Raw genomic sequence first — 21,439 nt, 5'->3', positions numbered from 1 at the left:
CAGAAGCCGCAACGTTATGCGTCGTCCTGAGCGGCGCTTTCAATCGTCAAACGTACATCCGACGTAATCAAATCCGCCAGCATCTGGTAGACCTTCAGGGTCTCTGCCGGCTCGGCATCGCCGGTATCGCTGATGTAGCCTTCGTCACGCAGGGTCAGCACCAGAGTACTGAACACCGCCTTATCGAAGAACTCCGGCGCGTTGATACCGTGCAGTACCGACAGACGCTGCGCCATGGTGCGGCTTTCTTTCTCAAGCGTACTGCGGTTGATGGACGGGTTGGCGCTCAACAGCCAGAAGGTGATCGCGTAGCGCTGTAACGTCTCGCGCGCGCCGGCGGCCAACAGCTGCAGGGAACGAGAGTGCGCCGGGTTGACGCTCATCTCATCGCCATTCAGCACCACCAGGCCCTGACGCTGCATCTCTGCCATCAGCGCATCGATAACGCCCGCCAGCTCCTCTTTTTCCCAGCGCAGGAACAGCTCGGCTTTCAGGAACGGATAGAACATCTCGACATGACGCAGCACTTCGCTACGGGTGATGCGGCGATGTTGGGTCACGATAGCGGCCAGCAGCGACGGCATCACCAGCATATGGGCGATGTTGTTGCGATAGTAGGTCATCAGCACCGCCTGCTCGCGCGGCAGGATGATGATATCGCCGATGGTGTCTTTCTCGACTTCGAACTTGTTCATCTGCAGCGCGTGGTCGATAAGCTCGCCGGCGGAAGCCGTCGGCGCGGTCGAATCGGTGGAGTACGGCACGTTACGCAGCAGGTCGAGGTAGCAATCTAACTGCTGGGTCAGCTGCTCACGGGTCAAAGAACGCTGACGCGACGCCAGAAGCGCCGTACAGCACAGGTTCATGGCGTTGGCCGCCCCGGCATTGTTGATGCGCACCATCAGATCGGCGGCGATATTATTCACCGTCGGCGTCAGCCAGGAAGGGCGAACAGCTTCGATAGGATCGATGGCTTCGCGCCATTCCGGCACGTGCTGATTGAGGTAGGTCATCAGCGGCAGCGGTTCGCCGAAGTTAACGTAGCCCTGGCCGAGATTACGCAGTTTGCTGAGGCCGCGCACCATCTGCGGCAGGCTCTCTTTTTCTTTTGTCGCGCCGCGCAGCTCTTTGGCGTAGGTACCGACTTCCATCACGTGCTCGTAGCCGATATAAATCGGCACCAGGGTGATGGGGCGGCTACCGCCGCGCAGCATCGCCTGAATAGTCATCGACAGGGTGCCGGTTTTCGGATCCAGCAGACGGCCGGTACGGGAACGTCCGCCTTCGACGAAGTATTCCACCGAATAGCCACGGCTGAACAGCTCGCCAAGATATTCGCGGAATACCGTGGAGTAGAGCTTGTTGCCCTTAAAGGTACGGCGAATAAAGAAAGCGCCCAGACGGCGGAAAATCGGCCCGGCCGGCCAGAAGTTGAGGTTTATGCCGGCGGCGATATGCGGCGGCACCAGCCCCTGATGATAAAGCACATAAGAGAGCAGCAGGTAGTCCATGTGGCTACGGTGACAGGGCACATAGACAATCTCATGGCCGTCATGCGCCAGCTGGCGTACGCGCTCGGCGTTATGCACGTTAATCCCCTGATACAGACGGTTCCAGGTGAAGCCGAGAATACGGTCAGTCAGGCGGATCATTTCATAAGAGAAGTTAGCGGCAATCTCTTCCATCAGCGCGATGGCGTTCTGCTGGGCCTTCTCGTGAGAAATCTTCTTGCTGCGTGCTTCATCTTCTACCGCGCGGGCGATAGCTTTCGATGCCAGCAGCTTATTGAACAGATCCTGGCGGGCAGGGAGACGCGGGCCGACGGCGGCCAGACGTTGACGGGCGAAGTGCATACGCGCCACGCGGGCCAGCTTCTGGGCGATGATTTTATCGGTACCGTGCTCATCCGCCATGCGGCGCAGAGAGACAGAAGGCGAGAAACGCACGAAGCTATCGCGGCCAAGCCAGGAGACGGCGAAGAATTTCTGAATACCGTTAAGCATGCGTAGCGGCGGATTCTCTTCGCCTTTTTCGCGACCTGGGGCGCGGCCGAACATCACCGAGACCGGCACCATTTGCACGTCAAGGTCGGGATGATTACGGTGCAGATCCAGGTAGTCGTGGAACAGCTTAATGGACTCCTCTTTCGGCGTGTAGTAGGTAAACACGCGCGGGCCGCCGTGGATGAAAACGTAGCGCGGCAGCAGGGTGCCGTCGATTTCCAGCGGTTCAAAAGGGTCGGGTAAGTCATGCGCCAGGCATTGGGCGCGCAGGGTCAGCAGGTCCGCCTTGGAGTTATAAGGCAAGACGTACATTATCGGACGCGAGGTATCGAGCCCTAATTCCTGAGCAGGTTCTGCCGGAATAGACTTGCTTTTTACCAGCACCCGTAATGGTAAATTCAGTAATTTATAGTAAATTCGTTGCCAGCCGGACATAAACGATGTGAAGCCTCTGGTTAATCATGCAAATGCGCGGCAAGAATAACAGAAAGCGTACAAAATTTCCGTTGTCACACGGCAAACACGTACACTCAGCGACGTCATTTACATTAAAAGGTTCTTTTTGATGGCCAATAATACCACTGGGTTAACCAGAATCATTAAAGCAGCAGGTTATTCCTGGAAAGGTTTCCGCGCGGCGTGGGTGAACGAAGCCGCTTTCCGCCAGGAAGGCGTCGCCGCCATTGTGGCCGTGGCGATAGCCTGCTGGCTGGATGTCGATATCATTACGCGAGTCCTGCTCATTGGCTCGGTCCTGTTAGTGATGATAGTCGAAATTCTTAACAGCGCGATTGAAGCGGTGGTTGACCGTATCGGGCCTGAGCATCATGAACTTTCCGGGCGCGCCAAGGATATGGGCTCGGCGGCGGTACTGCTGGCGATAATCATCGCGTTGATCACCTGGACTATGCTGTTGTGGTCGCATTACCGCTAAGTCTTGTCGGCAACGCTCGCAAAACGCAAAGAATCTCCTGATTTTTATATGATATGTGGTTCCAAAATCACCATTAGCTGTATATACTCACAGCATAACTGTATATACACCCAGGGGGCGGAATGAAAGCGTTAACGACCAGGCAGCAAGAGGTGTTTGATCTCATCCGGGATCACATCAGCCAAACGGGCATGCCGCCGACGCGTGCGGAAATTGCTCAGCGCTTGGGGTTCCGTTCCCCAAACGCGGCGGAAGAACACCTCAAAGCGCTGGCGCGTAAAGGCGCGATTGAAATCGTCTCCGGCGCTTCACGCGGCATTCGTCTGCTGACGGAAGAAGAACACGGACTGCCGCTGATCGGCCGCGTTGCCGCAGGCGAACCGCTGCTGGCGCAGCAGCATATTGAAGGTCACTACCAGGTTGACCCGGCGATGTTTAAACCAAATGCCGACTTCCTGCTGCGCGTTAGCGGGATGTCGATGAAAGACATCGGTATCCTCGACGGCGATCTGCTGGCGGTGCACAAAACTCAGGACGTGCGTAACGGCCAGGTCGTCGTCGCGCGTATCGATGAAGAAGTCACCGTAAAACGTCTGAAAAAGCAGGGCAACGTCGTTGAACTGCTGCCGGAAAACAGCGAGTTTTCCCCGATCGTCGTCGATCTGCGCCAGCAGAGCTTCACCATTGAAGGTCTGGCCGTCGGCGTGATCCGTAACGGTGAGTGGCTGTAACTCCCGTCCTAACGCAGCGTCATCATGATGCATGACGCTGCGATGTTCCTCCTCTGTCTGGTCCCTCTTCATGCTGCTCAACGCCGCCGATAAAGCACTGTGGCGCCTCGCGCTACCGATGATTTTCTCGAACATTACCGTTCCGCTGTTGGGGCTGGTCGATACCGCCGTTGTCGGCCATCTTGATAGCCCCGTATACCTTGGCGGCGTCGCCGTCGGCGCGACGGCCACTAGTTTCCTGTTTATGCTGCTGTTGTTCCTGCGAATGAGCACCACTGGCTTAACCGCTCAGGCCTACGGCGCCAAAGATCCGCAGCGGCTGGCGCGCGCTCTGGTGCAACCGCTGATCCTGGCGCTGGCCGCCGGGCTGCTCATTGTTCTGTTCCGCATGCCGCTCATTGACCTCGCGCTACATATTGTCGGCGGCAGCGAGGCGGTACTGGAGCAGGCCAGACGGTTCCTCGAAATCCGCTGGCTTAGCGCCCCGGCGTCGTTGGCCAACCTGGTGCTGTTGGGGTGGCTGCTTGGCGTGCAGTACGCCCGCGCCCCGGTGATCCTGCTGGTGGTCGGCAACTTGCTGAATATCGTGCTCGATCTGTGGCTGGTGATGGGGCTGCATATGAACGTGCAGGGGGCGGCACTGGCGACGGCGCTGTCGGAATACGCTACCTTTATCATCGGCCTGCTGATGGCGAAACGGGTGCTGGCGCTGCGCGGCGTGACGCTTGCCATGTTGAAGGAAGCCTGGCGCGGCAATATGCGGCGCCTGCTGGCGCTTAATCGCGACATCATGCTGCGTTCGCTGCTACTGCAGCTCTGTTTTGGCGCCATCACCGTCTTCGGCGCCCGTCTTGGCAGCGACGTGGTGGCGGTCAATGCGGTACTGATGACCATGCTGACCTTTACCGCTTACGCGCTGGACGGTTTTGCCTATGCCGTCGAAGCCCATTCCGGACAGGCTTACGGCGCGCGTGACGGTAGCCAACTGCTGGAAGTCTGGCGCGCGGCCTGTCGGCAGTCGGGAATGGTCGCGCTGGCGTTCGCGTTAATCTACAGCGTGGCCGGTGAGCATATCATCGCGCTATTGACCTCTATCCCATCATTGCAGCAGCTGGCCGACCGCTATCTGTTCTGGCAGATGATCCTGCCGGTGATTGGCGTCTGGTGTTATCTGCTGGATGGCATGTTTATCGGCGCGACGCGCGGCGCGGAGATGCGTAATAGCATGGCGGTGGCCGCTGCGGGATTTGCGGTGACGCTGCTCTCTGTGCCCGTACTCGGCAACCACGGCCTGTGGCTGGCGCTGGCCGTGTTCCTGGCTTTGCGTGGGCTTTCGCTGGCGCTCATCTGGCGCCGCCACTGGCAGCGTGGCACCTGGTTTAATTCACCCTCCTGAATGCAAATATCCCGGCCGAGCGCAGCGCGAGCCGGGAAAATTCTCCCTGCGTGTTCAATTGGCCTGATGGTTAAAAATTCCGAATAACGAATCGGTGTCAGCATTGTCATCTATAGTTATTACCATGTCCGGAACAAAACGGGCTGTTAACCCACCGAATCATGAGGACGTAATGATGAATAAAGACGAAATCAGCGGTAACTGGAAACAGTTGAAAGGTAAAGCCAAGGAACAGTGGGGTAAACTGACCGATGACGATATGACGGTCATTGAAGGGAAGCGCGATCAGCTAGTCGGTAAAATTCAGGAGCGTTACGGCTACGCGAAAGATCAGGCCGAAAAAGAGGTGTCTGACTGGGAGCGTAAGAACGATACGCGCTGGTAGCGAATGCGGTTTTGACCCCCTGTTTATGCCTGTCTAACGGCATAGTGATATGCCGTAGCTTCCCGCTGATGTCGCCCGACTCAGCGGGCTTTCTTTTTAATCTGGATGGTATGATCGTGATGACAGTGTTCGCGGGCGCTGCACGCTTCGACTTCCACGCAGGCCGCGCACAGGCCGTGCGCTTCAATCACATTATGCCGTAGAGCGAAGCCCATTCTGGCCGCCAGCGTATGCATAATATCTTCTACGCCTTCCGCACACTCTTCTTTGACCACGCCGCAGCGATCGCAGATAAACATCGCCGAACTGTGGGTCGGCTGATCGAAAAGGTGGCACAGTACATAGCTGTTGGTCGATTCCACTTTGTGCACAAAACCTTGCTCCAGCAGAAACTCCAGCGCGCGATAGACCGTGGGCGGCTTCGCCTGCGGCTCTTTTTCTCGCAGCAGATCCAGCAGATCGTAGGCGCTAATCGCCCCTTGCTGCAGGCTCATCAGACGCAACACTTCCAGACGCTGCGGGGTCAGGCGTACGCCACGTTGCACGCAAAGCTTTTCAGCCTGCGCTAACATTTCTTGCGAAGTGGTGTTATCCATGAGCATCCTCTGGTTGCGTGATGTTGAAACTGTTACTTTATCACGAACCAGGTAAAACGCCGAGATCCTGCAAGCTTTGCTATACCTGATGTATCTCATTTTCGGGAGAAAACGATGAAACGACCTGATTGCATTCGACATTGGCGCGAACTGGAAGGTGCGGATGATTCCACCTACCCCGATAGTCACGAGCTGTTTTCTATTGGCGCGCCTCTTGCCCGCGGCCTGCGGCTAAATCGGCTGGGCATCCATCATGAACGCTTGCCGCCGGGACGCAGAACCTCTTATCCACATGCGGAAAGCGATGAAGAAGAGTTCATCTACGTGCTGGAAGGCTTTCCGGAAGTCTGGATCAATGGCTACCTATGGAAGCTAGAGCCGGGCGATAGCGTCGGCTTTCCGGCGGGGACTGGCGTGTGTCATACCTTCCTGAATAATACCGAGCAGGAGGTGCGGCTGCTGGTCGTTGGCGAGGCGAATAAAAAACACAACCGCATCTACTATCCGTTGAACCCGGGCTATGCCGCGACTCGCCAGGACCGCTGGGTGGATCACCCTCCGCAGTTCTTTGGCCCGCACGACGGCAAACCGCGTAAAATATAGGCCGCATTTTGACCATGGCGCGTAGCGTTCGACGTTATGCGCCGTGGTTGGTGTTTGTGCTATAGTAGCGCCCCTTTTTACCCGGATGCTTATTTATTCGCCATGATGCCAGAATCCACATCTACCGCTTTTGCCGCCCACCGTTTTTCTATCGCGCCCATGCTCGATTGGACCGACAGACATTGCCGCTACTTCCTGCGTCTGCTGTCGCGCCATACTCTGCTGTACACCGAAATGGTCACCACCGGCGCGATAATTCACGGTAAAGGCGACTACCTGGCCTATAGCGAAGAAGAACACCCGGTAGCGCTGCAGTTGGGCGGTAGCGATCCTGCGGCGTTGGCGCACTGCGCGAAGCTCGCCGAGGCGCGCGGCTACGACGAGATTAACCTCAACGTCGGCTGCCCCTCTGACCGCGTGCAGAACGGGATGTTTGGCGCCTGTCTGATGGGCAACGCCGCGCTGGTGGCGGACTGCATCAAAGCGATGCGCGACGTGGTGTCGATCCCGGTAACGGTAAAAACCCGTATTGGCATTGACGATCGGGATAGCTATGAATTCCTGTGTGATTTCATTGAGACCGTCTCCGGCAAAGGGGAGTGTGAAATGTTCATCATTCACGCTCGTAAAGCCTGGCTTTCCGGCCTGAGTCCGAAAGAGAACCGCGAAATTCCGCCGCTGGATTATCCGCGCGTCTGGCAACTGAAACGTGATTTTCCGCATCTGACGATGGCGATTAATGGCGGAATTAAATCTCTGGCAGAGGCTAAACAGCAGCTTGAGCATATGGACGGCGTGATGGTGGGGCGTGAAGCCTATCAAAACCCGGGTATTCTGGCTTCTGTGGATCGCGAGATTTTCGGCGTCGACGGCGCGGATGCCGATCCGGTGGCGGTGGTGCGCGCAATGTACCCCTATATCGAGCGAGAGCTCAGCAACGGTACCTATCTTGGCCATATCACCCGCCATATGCTGGGATTGTTCCAGGGGATCCCCGGCGCGCGTCAGTGGCGTCGCTATCTGAGTGAAAACGCCCACAAAGCGGGCGCCGATATCAACGTGCTGGAACACGCGCTGAAGCTGGTTGCCGATAAGCGTTAAACTTTTCGCTAAAAACTGGTCTATTTCGCCACGCCCTACAGCACTGCTGCGGGGCGTTTTGTTTTAATTCAATGAGTTATACCTGGCATGATTCTTGAAATAGCCAATCAGCTATCTGGTTATTTATTTCGGGAGAAGACCATGCTGGAACTCTTATTTGTTATTGGCTTTTTTGTCATGTTGCTGGTCACCGGCATCTCGCTGCTTGGCATTATTGCCGTGCTGGTCGTCGCCACCGCGCTGATGTTCTTCGGCGGCCTGTTCGCATTAATGTTTAAGCTGCTACCCTGGTTGCTGCTGGCGGTGGCCGTCGTATGGGTTATTCGGGCGATAAAATCGCCGACCACAACCCGCTATCGCCGCGAAGATCGTTGGCGCTACTAAGCCATCATTTTGGGGATTGAGCGGTGTGTCACAACCTGAGTAATTTTGCATAAAACAGCGTAGGCATTGCGTATTAAATCTGTCACTATTAGCGCGATAACGAATTCATCGTGCTGTACCCTACATACAGCCGAACAAAAAAAGTCAGGGCCTCCGTCAGGAGGCCCTAAACTTTTCTGGCGATCTCATCCGGTTACGGTAACAGCAGGCTCGAGCCTTCGGTCACCCGGCTTTCCAGGATCTCATGCGCGCGTCTGGCGTCACGCAGGGCGTATTTCTGATTATCCGCCACATCGACTTTGATCACGCCGCTGGCGATCAGCGAAAATAGCTCGTTGCTGGCTTCCGTCAGCTCTTCCCGGTTGGTGATGTAGCCTTGCAGAGAAGGGCGGGTCACATACAGCGATCCTTTCTGATTGAGGATACCCAAATTCACGCCGGTTACCGGGCCAGATGAATTGCCGAAGCTGACCATCAGCCCACGCCGCTGAAGACAATCGAGCGAGGCCTCCCAGGTATCTTTACCCACGGAATCGTAAACCACGGCGACTTTTTTGCCGCCGGTTAGCGCCTTGACGCGCTCGGCAATATTCTCTTCGCGATAGTTAATGGTTTCCCAGGCGCCGGCCTGCCGGGCGCGCTGCGCTTTTTGCTCGCTGCCGACGGTACCGATAAGTTTCGCCCCCAGCGCTTTCGCCCACTGGCAGGCAATCAGCCCCACGCCGCCCGCCGCCGCGTGGAACAAGAAGGTTTCATTGGCTTGTATTTCATAGGTTTTGCGCAGCAGATACCAGACGGTCAGCCCCTTAAGAAACGAGGCGGCGGCCTGCTCAAAGGAAATCGCATCCGGCAAAATTGCCGCTTTGTCAGCATGCACGTTATGCACCGAACTATAAGCGCCAAGCGCGGACTGGGCGTACACCACGCGGTCGCCAACGTTGATATGTTTAACGCCGCTGCCGATTTTACTCACGATACCGGCGGCTTCAGTGCCCAAACCGCTCGGCAGCGAGGGCGGTGGATACAGGCCGCTGCGGATGTAGGTGTCGATATAGTTGATACCGATAGCTTTGTTTTCTACCTGGATTTCGTGTTCGGCAGGATCGTTGGGGGTAAACTCAACCGCATGCAGAACCTCGGGGCCTCCATGCGCGGGAAATTCAATTCGTGTTGCCATGTGAACTCCTTTATAATTTTGTGTCTCTCATTTACAGGTAACTCCATTCACTATGGCAGGAAATAAACCCTTCAACAAACCACAGACAGAACCTCGCGAACGCGATCCGCAGCTCGCCGGGTTGAAAGTCCCGCCGCACTCGATTGAAGCGGAACAGTCGGTGTTGGGCGGTTTAATGCTGGATAACGAGCGCTGGGACGACGTCGCCGAAAGGGTGGTGTCGGAAGATTTCTATACCCGTCCGCATCGTCATATCTTTACCGAGATGGCGCGCCTGCAAGAGTCAGGCAGCCCGATTGATCTGATCACCCTCGCCGAATCGCTGGAGCGTCAGGGGCAACTGGATAGCGTCGGCGGCTTCGCCTACCTGGCCGAACTCTCCAAAAATACGCCAAGCGCGGCGAACATCAGCGCGTATGCCGACATCGTGCGCGAACGCGCGGTAGTGCGTGAAATGATTTCGGTGGCCAACGAGATCGCCGAAGCCGGTTTCGACCCCCAGGGGCGCACCAGCGAGGACCTGCTGGATCTGGCGGAATCCCGGGTATTTAAAATTGCCGAAAGCCGGGCCAATAAAGACGAAGGGCCGAAGAACATCGCCGATGTGCTCGATGCCACCGTCGCCCGTATTGAACAGCTGTTCCAACAGCCGCATGATGGCGTCACTGGGGTGAATACCGGCTATGACGACCTCAACAAAAAGACCGCCGGGCTACAGCCTTCGGATCTGATTATCGTCGCCGCGCGTCCATCGATGGGTAAGACGACATTTGCGATGAACCTCGTGGAAAACGCGGCGATGCTGCAGGATAAGCCGGTATTGATCTTCAGTCTGGAGATGCCATCCGAGCAGATCATGATGCGTTCTCTGGCCTCGCTATCGCGCGTCGATCAGACCCGTATCCGTACCGGCCAACTGGATGATGAAGACTGGGCGCGGATCTCCGGCACGATGGGTATTTTGCTGGAAAAACGTAACATCTATATTGATGACTCCTCCGGCCTGACGCCGACGGAAGTGCGTTCGCGCGCCCGGCGTATCGCCCGCGAGCACGGCGGTATCGGTCTTATCATGATCGACTACCTGCAGCTGATGCGCGTACCGTCGCTCTCCGACAACCGTACTCTGGAGATCGCCGAAATCTCCCGCTCGCTGAAGGCGCTGGCAAAAGAGTTGCAGGTGCCGGTGGTGGCGCTGTCGCAGTTGAACCGCTCTCTGGAACAGCGCGCCGATAAACGTCCAGTCAACTCCGACCTGCGTGAATCCGGCTCTATTGAACAGGATGCCGACTTAATCATGTTCATCTACCGTGATGAGGTTTATCACGAGAACAGTGATTTAAAAGGTATTGCTGAAATTATCATTGGTAAACAACGTAACGGCCCGATCGGTACGGTACGACTGACCTTTAACGGCCAGTGGTCGCGTTTCGATAATTATGCCGGTCCTCAGTATGACGATGAGTAAACCTCCGTCTGTCTTTTTTTAAGGAATTCAAATGCAAGCGGCAACTGTAGTTATCAACCGCCGCGCTCTGCGACACAACCTGCAACGCCTGCGTGAACTGGCTCCTGCCAGCAAACTGGTTGCGGTGGTGAAAGCGAACGCCTACGGACACGGCCTCCTTGAGACCGCGCGAACGCTGACCGACGCCGATGCCTTCGGCGTCGCCCGCCTGGAAGAGGCGCTGCGCCTGCGTGAAGGGGGCATTACCCAACCGATATTGCTGCTGGAAGGCTTCTTTGAAGCGGCGGATCTGGCGCTGATTTCCGCGCAGCAACTGCATACCGTGGTACATAGCCCGGAACAGCTGGCGGCGCTCGAACAAGTGGAGCTGGCCGAACCGGTTACCGTCTGGATGAAGCTGGATACCGGTATGCATCGCCTTGGTGTACTGCCGGAACAAGCAGAAGCATTCTATCAGCGGCTAAGCCGGTGCAAAAATGTTCGCCAGCCGGTGAATATCGTCAGCCATTTCGCCCGTGCCGATGAGCCGGAATGCGGCGCGACCGAGCGTCAGCTGGATATTTTCACCACCTTTACCGAAGGGAAACCGGGGCTGCGTTCTATTGCCGCCTCGGGCGGGATCCTGCTGTGGCCGCAGTCGCATTTCGACTGGGCGCGACCGGGCATCATTCTCTACGGCGTTTCGCCGCTGGAAAATCACTCTACCGGAGAGGATTTTGGTTGCCTGCCGGTGATGTCGCTGACCTCCAGCCTGATTGCGGTGCGCGAACATAAAGCCGGGGAGCCGGTGGGCTATGGCGGCACCTGGATTAGTGAGCGCGATACTCGCCTCGGCGTAGTGGCGATGGGCTACGGCGACGGTTATCCGCGCGCCGCGCCCTCCGGCACGCCGGTGCTGGTCAACGGCCGCGAAGCGCCGATTGTCGGTCGCGTGGCGATGGATATGATTTGCGTCGACCTCGGTCCTGAAGCGCAGGATAAAGCCGGCGATCCGGTTGTGTTATGGGGAGAAGGGCTCCCCGTTGAGCGCATCGCGGAAATAACGAAAGTGAGTGCTTACGAACTTATTACCCGACTGACTTCCAGGCTGGCTATCCGCTACCTCGACTAACGACTGTCAGTGGCATATTTCCCCGATTACGCTACGCTTATCGGGGTAATGAGCAGGGGCGGCGCGCGGCGTCGCCCAGGTTTGCAGCGATCTTTGTCGATAACTTACCAACATCCCCTCGACCTTCCCCAACTTCCGGTTTATTGTGTAAATACCTGCTTTCGTAAACCTGGAGATACATCTCGTGTTTCAAAAAGTTGACGCCTACGCCGGCGACCCCATTCTTTCCTTGATGGAGCGTTTCAAAGACGATCCGCGTAGTGACAAAGTGAACCTCAGCATTGGTCTTTACTACAACGAAGACGGCATTATTCCGCAACTACAGGCGGTGGCGGAAGCCGAAGCGCGCCTCAATGCCCAGCCGCATGGCGCTTCGCTGTATTTACCGATGGAAGGGCTCAATAGCTACCGCCACGCCATTGCGCCGCTGTTATTTGGCGCTGACCATCCGGTGCTGAAACAAAACCGCGTAGCGTCAATTCAAACCCTGGGTGGCTCCGGCGCGCTGAAGGTTGGCGCCGATTTCCTCAAGCGCTACTTCCCGCAGTCGCGCGTATGGGTTAGCGACCCGACCTGGGAAAACCACATCGCCATATTTGAAGGGGCTGGATTCGAAGTAAGTACTTACCCCTGGTTCGATGATGAGACCAACGGCGTGCGTTTTGAAGCCTTCCTCGCCAAACTACAGACGCTCCCTGAGCGCGATATCGTGCTGCTGCATCCGTGTTGCCACAACCCGACGGGCGCCGATCTGAGCAACTCGCAGTGGGATGAAGTCGTTAATGTGTTGAAAGCACGCAATTTAATTCCTTTCCTCGATATCGCCTATCAGGGCTTTGGCGCCGGTATGGAAGACGATGCCTACGCTATTCGTGCGATTGCCAGCGCCGGCCTGCCGATGCTGGTCAGCAACTCATTTTCCAAAATCTTCTCACTGTACGGCGAACGCGTCGGTGGGTTGTCGATTGTCTGCGATGATGCGGAAACCGCAGGCCGCGTGCTGGGTCAGTTGAAAGCGACGGTGCGCCGCAACTACTCAAGCCCGCCGAATTTTGGCGCGCAGGTGGTCGCGGCGGTGCTGAACGACGCGGCGCTGAAAGCCTCATGGCTGGCGGAAGTGGAAGCGATGCGTACCCGCATTCTGGCGATGCGTCAGACGCTGGTTGATGCGCTGAAAGAGGCCGTTCCCGGCAAGAACTTTGACTACCTGCTGAAGCAGCGCGGCATGTTTAGCTACACCGGATTGAGCGCGGCACAGGTGGATCGTCTACGCGAAGAGTTTGGCGTTTACCTGATTGCCAGCGGCCGGATGTGCGTAGCAGGACTTAACTCGCGTAACGTCCAGCGCGTCGCTCAGGCGTTTGCCGCTGTAATGTAAGTGCTTACTTACTAATTTACCCTCGTCAGCGTTAAGGCGAGGGTAATATTACCCCCGAAGTGTGATCATGCTCTTTTTATATGATATCTGAGCAGAAAATCCTTTCTATCTGTGTGGTCAGGCGTTAAGGTCTTGCTACATTAATGAGCTCACTCATTATTAAAAATAATAACGAATCGATTATTTAGACCCAAAATAACTCAGGTTGCCGCTAAGCGGCCTGGCGCATGAGGGGCATAGGGATAAATATGCGTAAGTTAACTTTGGCCATTAGCGCCACCTGTCTGTTGTTCGCTCTGAATAGCTCCGTTGTCGCTCGCGCTTCTACTCCGCAGCCCATTTGGGAGGGGACGAATGTTGCGATACTTGCCGAACAGGCGCCGATCCATTGGGTATCGGTAGCGCAAATCGAAAATAGCCTGCTGGGCCGCGCGCCGATGGCGGTGGGTTTCGATATCGATGACACCGTGTTGTTTTCCAGCCCCGGTTTCTGGCGCGGGCAAAAAACCTATTCTCCCGGCAGCGAAGCCTATCTAAAGAACCCGGAGTTTTGGGAAAAGATGAATAACGGCTGGGACGAGTTCAGCATGCCGAAAGAAGTGGGCCGCCAGCTGATTGCGATGCATATAAAGCGCGGCGACAGCATCTACTTCGTGACCGGCCGCAGCCAGACCAAAACTGAGACCGTCTCCAAAACCCTGCAGGATGATTTCCTGATCCCCGGCGCCAATATGAACCCGGTGATTTTTGCCGGCGATAAGCCAGGCCAGAACACGAAAACTCAGTGGTTACGGGAGAAGAATATCAAAGTCTTCTACGGTGACTCGGACAACGACATCTCGGCGGCTCGCGATGCCGATGCGCGCGGAATTCGCGTGCTGCGCGCGGCAAACTCCTCCTACAAACCGCTGCCGATGGCCGGATCGCAAGGGGAAGAGGTGATTGTGAATTCAGAATATTAAGGCGCGCGAAACTCGACGCATCTGAACATGAGAAGGCAGCCGCAGGCTGTCTTTTTTTTATACGAATTTCAGCGTTTGAGGTTTTACCTTTTCGCTTCTTGCTGCAAACTTAGAAGGATTCACACATTACAGGAGTCGTTTATGTGGCATCAGCAAACCCTGACATTAGGGCCGAAATCTCGTGGTTTCCATCTGGTGACTAACGAAATTATTGGCCAAATCCGCGAGCTCTCGCATATCAAGGTTGGCCTGCTGCATCTGTTACTCCAGCATACTTCCGCTTCCCTGACGTTAAATGAGAACTGCGATCCCACGGTTCGTTTTGATATGGAACAGCATTTTCTCAACGCCGTACCAGACAACGCGCCGTATGAACACGATTATGAAGGTCCTGATGATATGCCCTCGCACATTAAATCCTCGCTGCTGGGCGTTTCACTGATGCTGCCGGTGCAGAACGGCAACGTCATGTTGGGGACCTGGCAGGGGATCTGGCTGGGGGAGCATCGCATTCACGGCGGCTCGCGGCATATCGTCGCCACGCTCACGGGAGAATAAAAAATGACTATATCGGATCTACTGCAGTACTGCATGGCGAAGCCGGGCGCGGAACAAAGCGTTCATAGCGACTGGAAAGCAACGCAAATCAAGGTCGCGGACGTGCTATTCGCCATGGTAAAAGAAGTGGAGGATAAGCGGCCGGCCGTTGCGTTAAAGACCAGCCCGGAGCTTGCCGAGCTGCTGCGGGAACAACATCGCGATGTACGCCCCAGCAGGCACCTGAATAAAGCTCACTGGAGCACGGTCTTCCTTGATGGCTCCTTGCCAGACTCGCAGATTTACTACCTGGTGGATGCCTCCTACCAGCAGGCGGTCGACCTGCTGTCGGAGGATAAGCGGCGGCAGTTAGCCTAGCTTATAACCCCCCTGCCAGCGCCAGCAACGTGATATCGAACAGACGTAATAATGTCGACTGCAGCTGCGCCTGGCGTGCGATACTCTGGTTGTTAGCGCGAATGCGGGCAATATCGCGCTGACCTTCCAGCAGTAGCCGTAGATCGTCTTCGGTCAGCCAGCCCTGGGCTTTTTGCTGCAATGCCTGCAGTAAAAAGAGTCCGCTATCGCGTACTTCACGGTACTCATCGCCAAGTACTTTATTCAGTAATGGCATCCATTCGGCGCTATCAATCGCGCAAGCGGACAACAGCGCGCGAATCTCCATGGTTGTCGGCATTATTCCCTCCCTGTTCGCTGACATTCGCCAGCTATAGCCTGTTGATAAAGATAAAGGGTCTGCCGCGATAAATATTGCGCTTCGGCAGGAGTAAAGGGCGCGCCCAGCATCTGGCGATGGGCGTAAACGCGCAGATAGTTATCTTCAAGTATCCTGAAATTTTCCTGGCGCAACGCATCGCTGTGATCCATCGCCTGCGCGAACTGCTGGCGAACCTGTTCATCTTCTGCGTTCAGTTGTTGATCGTCCTCCGTCGCTGCGGTGGCGATGAACTGCAAATGCAATTGCTTGAGTGTGAGCAATTGCTGATAGGCCGTATCGCTGTAGCGGCCGACCCATGAGCAGGCGCTTAACGCACATAGCGCGGCGGCGATAACAAATAACGGAATGAGGCGTGGTACTCGCATAGTTTTCCCGACATCGGTGGGCGATAGCGACTATCTGACGCCAGAGTGTGCGCACCGGGCAAATCACGAAGTATCAGCGTAAAAAAATGAGATGAAATGAGATGAAATGAGGCCTCTTCCGCGAAGGAAGAGGCCTGAGAGGTTACTTCAGCAGGGGCTTCAGGAAGCGCGCCGTGTGCGAGGCTTCACATTCGGCAACGGTTTCCGGCGTGCCGGAAACGAGAATCTCCCCGCCGCCGCTACCGCCTTCCGGGCCGAGGTCGACAATCCAGTCAGCGGTTTTAATCACGTCGAGGTTGTGCTCAATGACCACGATGGTATTACCCTGATCGCGTAGCTGATGCAGCACGTCCAGCAGCTGCTGAATATCGGCGAAATGCAGACCGGTGGTCGGTTCATCAAGGATATACAGCGTCTGGCCGGTACCGCGCTTGGAAAGTTCGCGCGCCAGCTTCACGCGCTGGGCTTCACCGCCGGAGAGCGTGGTTGCCGACTGGCCGAGACGAATATAGGTCAGGCCGACATCCATTAGGGTTTGCAGCTTACGCGCCAGCGCCGGCACGGCATCAAAGAATTCGCGCGCTTCTTCGATGGTCATATCCAGCACTTCGTGGATGGTTTTGCCCTTGTACTTAATCTCCAGCGTTTCTCGGTTATAGCGTTTGCCTTTGCACTGGTCGCACGGTACGTAGATGTCCGGCAGGAAGTGCATCTCAACCTTGATCACCCCGTCGCCCTGACAGGCTTCGCAGCGACCGCCGCGCACGTTAAAGCTGAAGCGGCCCGGCGTATAGCCGCGTGAACGTGATTCCGGTACTCCGGCGAACAGTTCGCGCACCGGCGTGAACACGCCGGTATAGGTTGCCGGGTTTGAGCGCGGCGTGCGGCCAATCGGGCTCTGGTCGATATCAATGACTTTATCGAAGTGTTCCAGCCCCTGGACATCGCGGTACGGCGCCGGTTCGGCAATCGTCGCGCCGTTCAACTGACGCTGGGCGATGGGAAACAGGGTATCGTTAATCAGCGTTGATTTGCCGGAACCGGAAACGCCGGTAATGCAGGTAAACAGGCCGACGGGCAGCGTCAGCGTCACATCCTTGAGGTTGTTGCCGCGCGCGCCGGTCAGTTTCAGCACTTTTTCCGGATCGGCGGCGACACGCTGTTTCGGCACTTCGATTTTGCGTTTGCCGCTCATGTACTGCCCGGTCAGGGATTCTGGTACCGCCATAATGGCGTCCAGCGGCCCTTCGGCCACCACCTGGCCGCCGTGAACGCCAGCGCCGGGGCCGATGTCGATCACGTGGTCGGCGGCGCGAATGGCGTCTTCGTCATGTTCAACGACAATGACCGTGTTACCCAGGTTACGCAGGTGGATGAGCGTACCGAGCAGGCGTTCGTTATCACGCTGGTGCAGGCCGATAGAGGGCTCATCCAGCACGTACATCACGCCAACCAGCCCCGCGCCAATCTGGCTCGCCAGACGAATACGCTGCGCTTCACCGCCGGAGAGGGTCTCCGCCGAACGAGAGAGCGTTAGATAGTTCAGGCCGACGTTGACGAGGAACTTCAGACGATCGCCAATCTCTTTCAGCACTTTCTCGGCGATTTGCGCCCGCTGTCCGGACAGCTTCAGGTTGTTGAAGAAGTCCATCGCATGACCGATGCTCATGTCGGAAATGGTCGGTAGCGGCGTGTTTTCCACAAACACGTGGCGCGCTTCGCGACGCAGACGCGTGCCTTCACAGCTGGCGCACGGACGGTTGCTGATGAATTTCGCCAGCTCTTCGCGCACCGCGCTGGATTCCGTCTCTTTGTAACGGCGCTCCATGTTGTGCAGCACGCCTTCGAACGGATGGCGGCGTACTGACGTGTCGCCGCGGTCGTTCATATATTTGAATTCAATATTCTCTTTACCTGAACCGTACAGCACGACTTTATGCACATTAGCGCTGAGGGTGCCCCATGGCGCTTCGACATCAAACTTATAGTGATCCGCCAGCGACTTGAGCATCTGGAAGTAGTAGAAGTTGCGGCGATCCCAGCCGCGGATGGCGCCGCCAGCCAGCGATAGCTCCGGATTCTGAATTACCCGATCGGGATCGAAATACTGTTGAACGCCAAGGCCGTCGCAGGTTGGGCAAGCGCCTGCCGGGTTGTTAAAGGAGAACAGGCGCGGCTCCAGCTCGCGCATGCTATAGCCGCAAATCGGGCAGGCGAAGTTTGCCGAGAACAGCAGTTCTTCCGCCTTACTGTCATCCATATTGGAAACAATGGCGGTGCCGCCTGAGAGCTCCAGCGCGGTTTCGAAAGACTCCGCCAGACGCTGCGCCAGATCGTCGCGTACTTTAAAGCGGTCGATAACCACTTCGATCGTGTGTTTCTTTTGCAGCTCTAATTTCGGCGGATCCGAAAGATCGCAGACTTCGCCATCGATCCGCGCGCGGATATAGCCCTGACTGGCAAGGTTCTCCAGCGTTTTGGTGTGCTCGCCCTTACGCTCTTTAATGATGGGCGCCAGCAGCATCAGGCGCTGACCTTCCGGCTGAGAGAGCACGTTATCGACCATCTGGCTGACGGTCTGTGCGGCCAGCGGCACGTCGTGATCCGGACAGCGCGGTTCGCCGACGCGGGCGTACAGTAGGCGCAGATAGTCGTGGATTTCAGTAATCGTACCTACCGTCGAACGCGGGTTGTGGGAGGTCGATTTCTGCTCGATAGAAATCGCCGGCGACAGCCCTTCGATATGATCGACGTCTGGTTTCTCCATCAGCGACAAGAACTGTCGCGCATAGGCGGAGAGCGATTCGACGTAGCGACGCTGGCCTTCGGCGTACAGGGTGTCGAAAGCGAGTGAGGATTTGCCAGACCCAGAAAGCCCGGTGACGACAATGAGTTTGTCGCGCGGGATGACGAGGTTGATGTTTTTGAGATTATGGGTGCGGGCGCCCCGAACTTCGATCTTATCCATTCACCTTTCCCGGTAGGTAGATACACGGATTGCCTGGTTTGTTTGAAGGACAAACGGCAGAAACGGCTAATTATGACACAACTTAACCTGTCTGGATATACAGTATTGGAATGGCGCTGCAGTAAGAGGGTGAAAAATTGCATAGCGGCGGGATGTTTTCTGGAATTGGCTTCGCAGCTATCAAATTGCCCCTTTGTGATGTTAGAATTCCCGGTTTACACTTATACAAAACGTATTATTCAGGAGATTCGATCATGGCCAGCAGAGGCGTAAACAAGGTGATTCTCGTCGGTAATCTGGGGCAGGACCCGGAAGTACGCTACATGCCAAGTGGCGGCGCTGTCGCCAACTTCACGCTGGCAACTTCCGAATCCTGGCGCGATAAGCAAACCGGCGAAATGAAAGAGCAGACTGAATGGCACCGCGTTGTGCTGTTCGGCAAACTGGCGGAAGTCGCTGGCGAATACCTGCGTAAAGGTTCTCAGGTTTATATCGAAGGCCAGCTGCGTACCCGCAAATGGACCGATCAGTCCGGTCAGGACAAGTACACCACTGAAATCGTGGTAAACGTCGGCGGCACCATGCAGATGCTGGGCGGCCGTCAGGGCGGCGGCGCACCGGCAGGCGGCGGCCAGCAGCAGGGCGGTTGGGGTCAGCCTCAGCAGCCGCAGGGCGGCAACCAGTTCAGCGGCGGCGCGCAGTCTCGTCCGCAGCAGCAGGCTCCGGCAGCGCCATCTAACGAACCGCCGATGGACTTCGACGACGATATCCCGTTCTAAGGTTTTCCTTATTACGTGCTGCCTGTGCGGTAAGCCAACAAAAAGCCCCGATTGTTCGGGGCTTTTTCATTTCAGGCTCTCAGGCCGCCGGCGTCGGAATTTGAGGCGTTGTGGGCGTAGCCGCGTCGGGCTGCGGCTTGCCCGTTCCTGGCTCGGGTAGCGGCGCGGCAGTCGCTTTTTGTTTACGGGCGATATCATCCATTATCAGCCGATAGGCAATATAGTATTTATAGATATTGCTGACGTAGGTTACCGTCTCAGCGCCGATTTTTTCCGCGGCGAGATTCTCAACGTTGCCAAACCAGATGTTCGGATCAAAACCGCGTTTTTGGGTTTCCGTACGTAGACGCGCGATGCGCGCCGGGCCCGCATTGTAGGACGCGAACGAAAATAGCGCTTTATTCAGCGGCGTCATTGGCTGATCGCCATAGTAATGATCAATCATCCAGCGCATATACTTCACGCCGGCATGAATGTTGGGATCGATTTTCTTAATATCGCCAACTTTCAGCTCCTTGCCGGTGGCGGGCATGACCTGCATTACGCCGATTGCGCCGACGTGGCTACGTACCGATTGATTGAGCCGCGACTCCTGATATCCCTGGGCTGCCATCAGCAGCCAGTCGACATCATAGCGTTCGCCATATTTTCTAAAGATGTCTACCATCTGCAAAAATTTAGCTCGTTCTCTGTTGGCTGCGGCATTTTTAACGTAGGTCGCGCTTTTCAGGTAGCGCAGCAGAATCGTGTTTCCCAGGGTGCTGCCTTGACGATTATTCTTCACGAAGGTATTTAGCACCGCGAGAAGCTGTGGGTTATCTTTGCGGACCGCCCAGGCGATGCTACCGCCATCTCGTAACACAATGTCTTCATGCACCTGAATTTTGGGAAACACCTGTTTCCAGAAAATCGCTTTATGGCGATCCACCACGATCAGAGGAATCAGGCCGGCATTAAGCATTTCGAGAAGATCCTCATCTTCGAGCGCCTCCGGCGCCTCCTGCAGAATGACCGGCGGCAGCGACGCTTTGGCAAAGCGGGCGTTAAGCGCCTGCAAACTTTCGTAATAGCTGGAGGAGCGTCGAACAAACACGGTTTTACCGGAAAGCTGCTCCAGGCTTTTCACGTTGGGCGATGATGGCCCAGAAACTAATAGCTCTTTGACATCGCTATAGAGCGGGGTGGTAAAGGCGACCTGCTCCTGACGCGATGAAGTAATGGTGAGATTGGCGGCGGCGATATCCCCCTTACCTTCATTCAACGCCTTGAACAGGTTATCCCGCGTCACCGGGATGAAAACGATCCGCACTTTGAGGTGTTTCTGCTTCAGCTTCTTCTCTTTTGCCAGTCTGCTATTGAGATCTTTTTCTAAAGCGATGAAAAGATCGTGGGTGGCGCCGCGCTGGGTCCCCTTATCGATAAAAAAGAAGGTCTTGCTGTAGGTCGTTAATACCCGGATCGCCCGCCGGTTGATCATATCGGGAAGATCGCCTTTTTGCGGCTGCATGATGTGATCCATATTGATGGCCAGCTCCGCTTTGTCCTTTTGCGCCGGCGGCGATTTATCCGTCGAAGCCGCTGAAGCGGAGAAGGCAAACACGATGGCCAGAAGGCAGCCGGAAACCATCGCCAGACGACGTTGAAAACCGAAGATGTTCATGATGCGGCACTCTGCAGGGAGATGGTTATATTTTAGTCAATGCAAACGCGCCCCTGTGCCTTTTTCTACTTACCTCTCCCGGGTTCAGCGCGACGTAGGTGGTATTGTCCTGATTGCGAGAATACAAAAGAAAGTGACGCTTCTCCTACCATAGAATATTTT

21 protein-coding genes are annotated in these 21,439 nt (G+C 56.1%); 14 read left to right on the top strand and 7 right to left on the bottom strand.

All coding sequences use genetic code 11. The features are described from left to right. Positions 1-14 precede the first annotated feature (14 nt). Positions 15-2,438 (bottom strand): glycerol-3-phosphate 1-O-acyltransferase PlsB, encoded by a 2,424-nt coding sequence (gene plsB, locus ABLV66_RS23860; protein ID WP_045396787.1) that lies wholly within the window; start codon positions 2,436-2,438, stop codon positions 15-17. 130 nt (positions 2,439-2,568) lie between these two features. Here plsB and ABLV66_RS23855 point away from each other — a divergent pair, with 130 nt between their 5' ends. From ABLV66_RS23855 to ABLV66_RS23840, 4 genes are all read left to right on the top strand, one after another. Beyond that, complete coding sequence (locus ABLV66_RS23855; protein WP_045396782.1) at positions 2,569-2,937, top strand: diacylglycerol kinase; 369 nt, start codon at positions 2,569-2,571, stop codon at positions 2,935-2,937. Positions 2,938-3,059: 122 nt separating this feature from the next. Next, the gene (lexA, locus tag ABLV66_RS23850; RefSeq protein WP_015704040.1) at positions 3,060-3,668 is read left to right on the top strand and encodes a transcriptional repressor LexA; all 609 of its coding nucleotides are present in this window, start codon (positions 3,060-3,062) and stop codon (positions 3,666-3,668) included. A 70-nt stretch (positions 3,669-3,738) separates the two neighbouring features. After that, positions 3,739-5,064, top strand: coding sequence for an MATE family efflux transporter DinF (gene dinF, locus ABLV66_RS23845; RefSeq protein ID WP_047045853.1), 1,326 nt, complete (start codon positions 3,739-3,741; stop codon positions 5,062-5,064). Positions 5,065-5,239: 175 nt separating this feature from the next. Further along, complete coding sequence (locus tag ABLV66_RS23840; RefSeq protein ID WP_015704042.1) at positions 5,240-5,449, top strand: CsbD family protein; 210 nt, start codon at positions 5,240-5,242, stop codon at positions 5,447-5,449. An 80-nt stretch (positions 5,450-5,529) separates the two neighbouring features. On the opposite strand, the gene zur is transcribed toward ABLV66_RS23840, so the two are convergent. Continuing rightward, positions 5,530-6,045, bottom strand: coding sequence for a zinc uptake transcriptional repressor Zur (zur, locus tag ABLV66_RS23835; RefSeq protein WP_045379090.1), 516 nt, complete (start codon positions 6,043-6,045; stop codon positions 5,530-5,532). Positions 6,046-6,159: 114 nt separating this feature from the next. Between zur and ABLV66_RS23830 the strand changes: the two genes are divergently transcribed. The 3 genes from ABLV66_RS23830 (at position 6,160) to pspG (ending at position 8,133) form a co-directional block, all read left to right on the top strand. After that, on the top strand, positions 6,160-6,648 hold the full coding sequence (locus ABLV66_RS23830; protein ID WP_015368759.1) for a cupin domain-containing protein: 489 nt from the start codon (positions 6,160-6,162) through the stop codon (positions 6,646-6,648). A 102-nt stretch (positions 6,649-6,750) separates the two neighbouring features. Then, complete coding sequence (dusA, locus tag ABLV66_RS23825; protein WP_289578574.1) at positions 6,751-7,749, top strand: tRNA dihydrouridine(20/20a) synthase DusA; 999 nt, start codon at positions 6,751-6,753, stop codon at positions 7,747-7,749. Between the two features lie 141 nt (positions 7,750-7,890). Then, the gene (pspG, locus tag ABLV66_RS23820) at positions 7,891-8,133 is read left to right on the top strand and encodes an envelope stress response protein PspG (RefSeq protein WP_348877250.1); all 243 of its coding nucleotides are present in this window, start codon (positions 7,891-7,893) and stop codon (positions 8,131-8,133) included. A 193-nt stretch (positions 8,134-8,326) separates the two neighbouring features. On the opposite strand, the gene ABLV66_RS23815 is transcribed toward pspG, so the two are convergent. Next, the gene (locus ABLV66_RS23815) at positions 8,327-9,310 is read right to left on the bottom strand and encodes a quinone oxidoreductase (RefSeq protein ID WP_047078471.1); all 984 of its coding nucleotides are present in this window, start codon (positions 9,308-9,310) and stop codon (positions 8,327-8,329) included. 52 nt (positions 9,311-9,362) lie between these two features. Here ABLV66_RS23815 and dnaB point away from each other — a divergent pair, with 52 nt between their 5' ends. The 6 genes from dnaB (at position 9,363) to ABLV66_RS23785 (ending at position 15,144) form a co-directional block, all read left to right on the top strand. Further along, positions 9,363-10,778, top strand: coding sequence for a replicative DNA helicase (gene dnaB / locus ABLV66_RS23810; protein WP_015368755.1), 1,416 nt, complete (start codon positions 9,363-9,365; stop codon positions 10,776-10,778). Positions 10,779-10,809: 31 nt separating this feature from the next. Next, positions 10,810-11,889, top strand: coding sequence for an alanine racemase (gene alr / locus ABLV66_RS23805; protein WP_113374997.1), 1,080 nt, complete (start codon positions 10,810-10,812; stop codon positions 11,887-11,889). Between the two features lie 184 nt (positions 11,890-12,073). Further along, positions 12,074-13,267, top strand: a complete 1,194-nt coding sequence (gene tyrB / locus ABLV66_RS23800; protein ID WP_049059607.1) for an aromatic amino acid transaminase — start codon at positions 12,074-12,076, stop codon at positions 13,265-13,267. Positions 13,268-13,515: 248 nt separating this feature from the next. Continuing rightward, positions 13,516-14,229, top strand: a complete 714-nt coding sequence (gene aphA, locus ABLV66_RS23795) for an acid phosphatase AphA (RefSeq protein ID WP_047045864.1) — start codon at positions 13,516-13,518, stop codon at positions 14,227-14,229. Positions 14,230-14,370: 141 nt separating this feature from the next. Further along, positions 14,371-14,787 (top strand): secondary thiamine-phosphate synthase enzyme YjbQ, encoded by a 417-nt coding sequence (locus ABLV66_RS23790; protein ID WP_045396752.1) that lies wholly within the window; start codon positions 14,371-14,373, stop codon positions 14,785-14,787. A gap of 3 nt (positions 14,788-14,790) precedes the next feature. Continuing rightward, entirely contained in the window at positions 14,791-15,144 is a 354-nt protein-coding gene (locus ABLV66_RS23785; protein WP_020079872.1) for an MmcQ/YjbR family DNA-binding protein, read from the top strand. 1 nt (position 15,145) lies between these two features. Here the strand turns inward: ABLV66_RS23785 and ABLV66_RS23780 are convergent, their stop codons facing one another. The 3 genes from ABLV66_RS23780 to uvrA all read right to left on the bottom strand — a co-directional run bounded on the left by ABLV66_RS23780 (position 15,146) and on the right by uvrA (position 18,838). Further along, a complete protein-coding gene (locus ABLV66_RS23780) occupies positions 15,146-15,463 on the bottom strand; it encodes a hypothetical protein (RefSeq protein WP_045396749.1) in 318 nt (105 codons plus the stop codon). Continuing rightward, complete coding sequence (locus ABLV66_RS23775) at positions 15,463-15,870, bottom strand: hypothetical protein (protein ID WP_348877251.1); 408 nt, start codon at positions 15,868-15,870, stop codon at positions 15,463-15,465. Before ABLV66_RS23775 ends, ABLV66_RS23780 begins: the two co-directional genes overlap by 1 nt. A gap of 142 nt (positions 15,871-16,012) precedes the next feature. Then, positions 16,013-18,838 (bottom strand): excinuclease ABC subunit UvrA, encoded by a 2,826-nt coding sequence (gene uvrA, locus ABLV66_RS23770; protein WP_045396741.1) that lies wholly within the window; start codon positions 18,836-18,838, stop codon positions 16,013-16,015. Positions 18,839-19,092: 254 nt separating this feature from the next. On the opposite strand from uvrA, the gene ssb1 reads away from it, so the two are divergent. Further along, positions 19,093-19,617 carry a single-stranded DNA-binding protein SSB1 gene (ssb1, locus tag ABLV66_RS23765; RefSeq protein ID WP_015368746.1) on the top strand — a complete coding sequence of 175 codons (525 nt, stop codon included), beginning with the start codon at positions 19,093-19,095 and terminating at the stop codon, positions 19,615-19,617. 79 nt (positions 19,618-19,696) lie between these two features. Here the strand turns inward: ssb1 and ABLV66_RS23760 are convergent, their stop codons facing one another. After that, positions 19,697-21,277 carry an MltF family protein gene (locus tag ABLV66_RS23760; protein ID WP_047078467.1) on the bottom strand — a complete coding sequence of 527 codons (1,581 nt, stop codon included), beginning with the start codon at positions 21,275-21,277 and terminating at the stop codon, positions 19,697-19,699. Between the last annotated feature and the right edge of the window lie 162 nt (positions 21,278-21,439).

The sequence above is a fragment of the Klebsiella sp. CN_Kp073 genome (genome assembly GCF_040065495.2).
Lineage (GTDB): Bacteria > Pseudomonadota > Gammaproteobacteria > Enterobacterales > Enterobacteriaceae > Klebsiella > Klebsiella aerogenes.
Note: the sequence above shows the minus strand (reverse complement) of the source record. Positions and strands in the feature narration are given on the sequence as shown.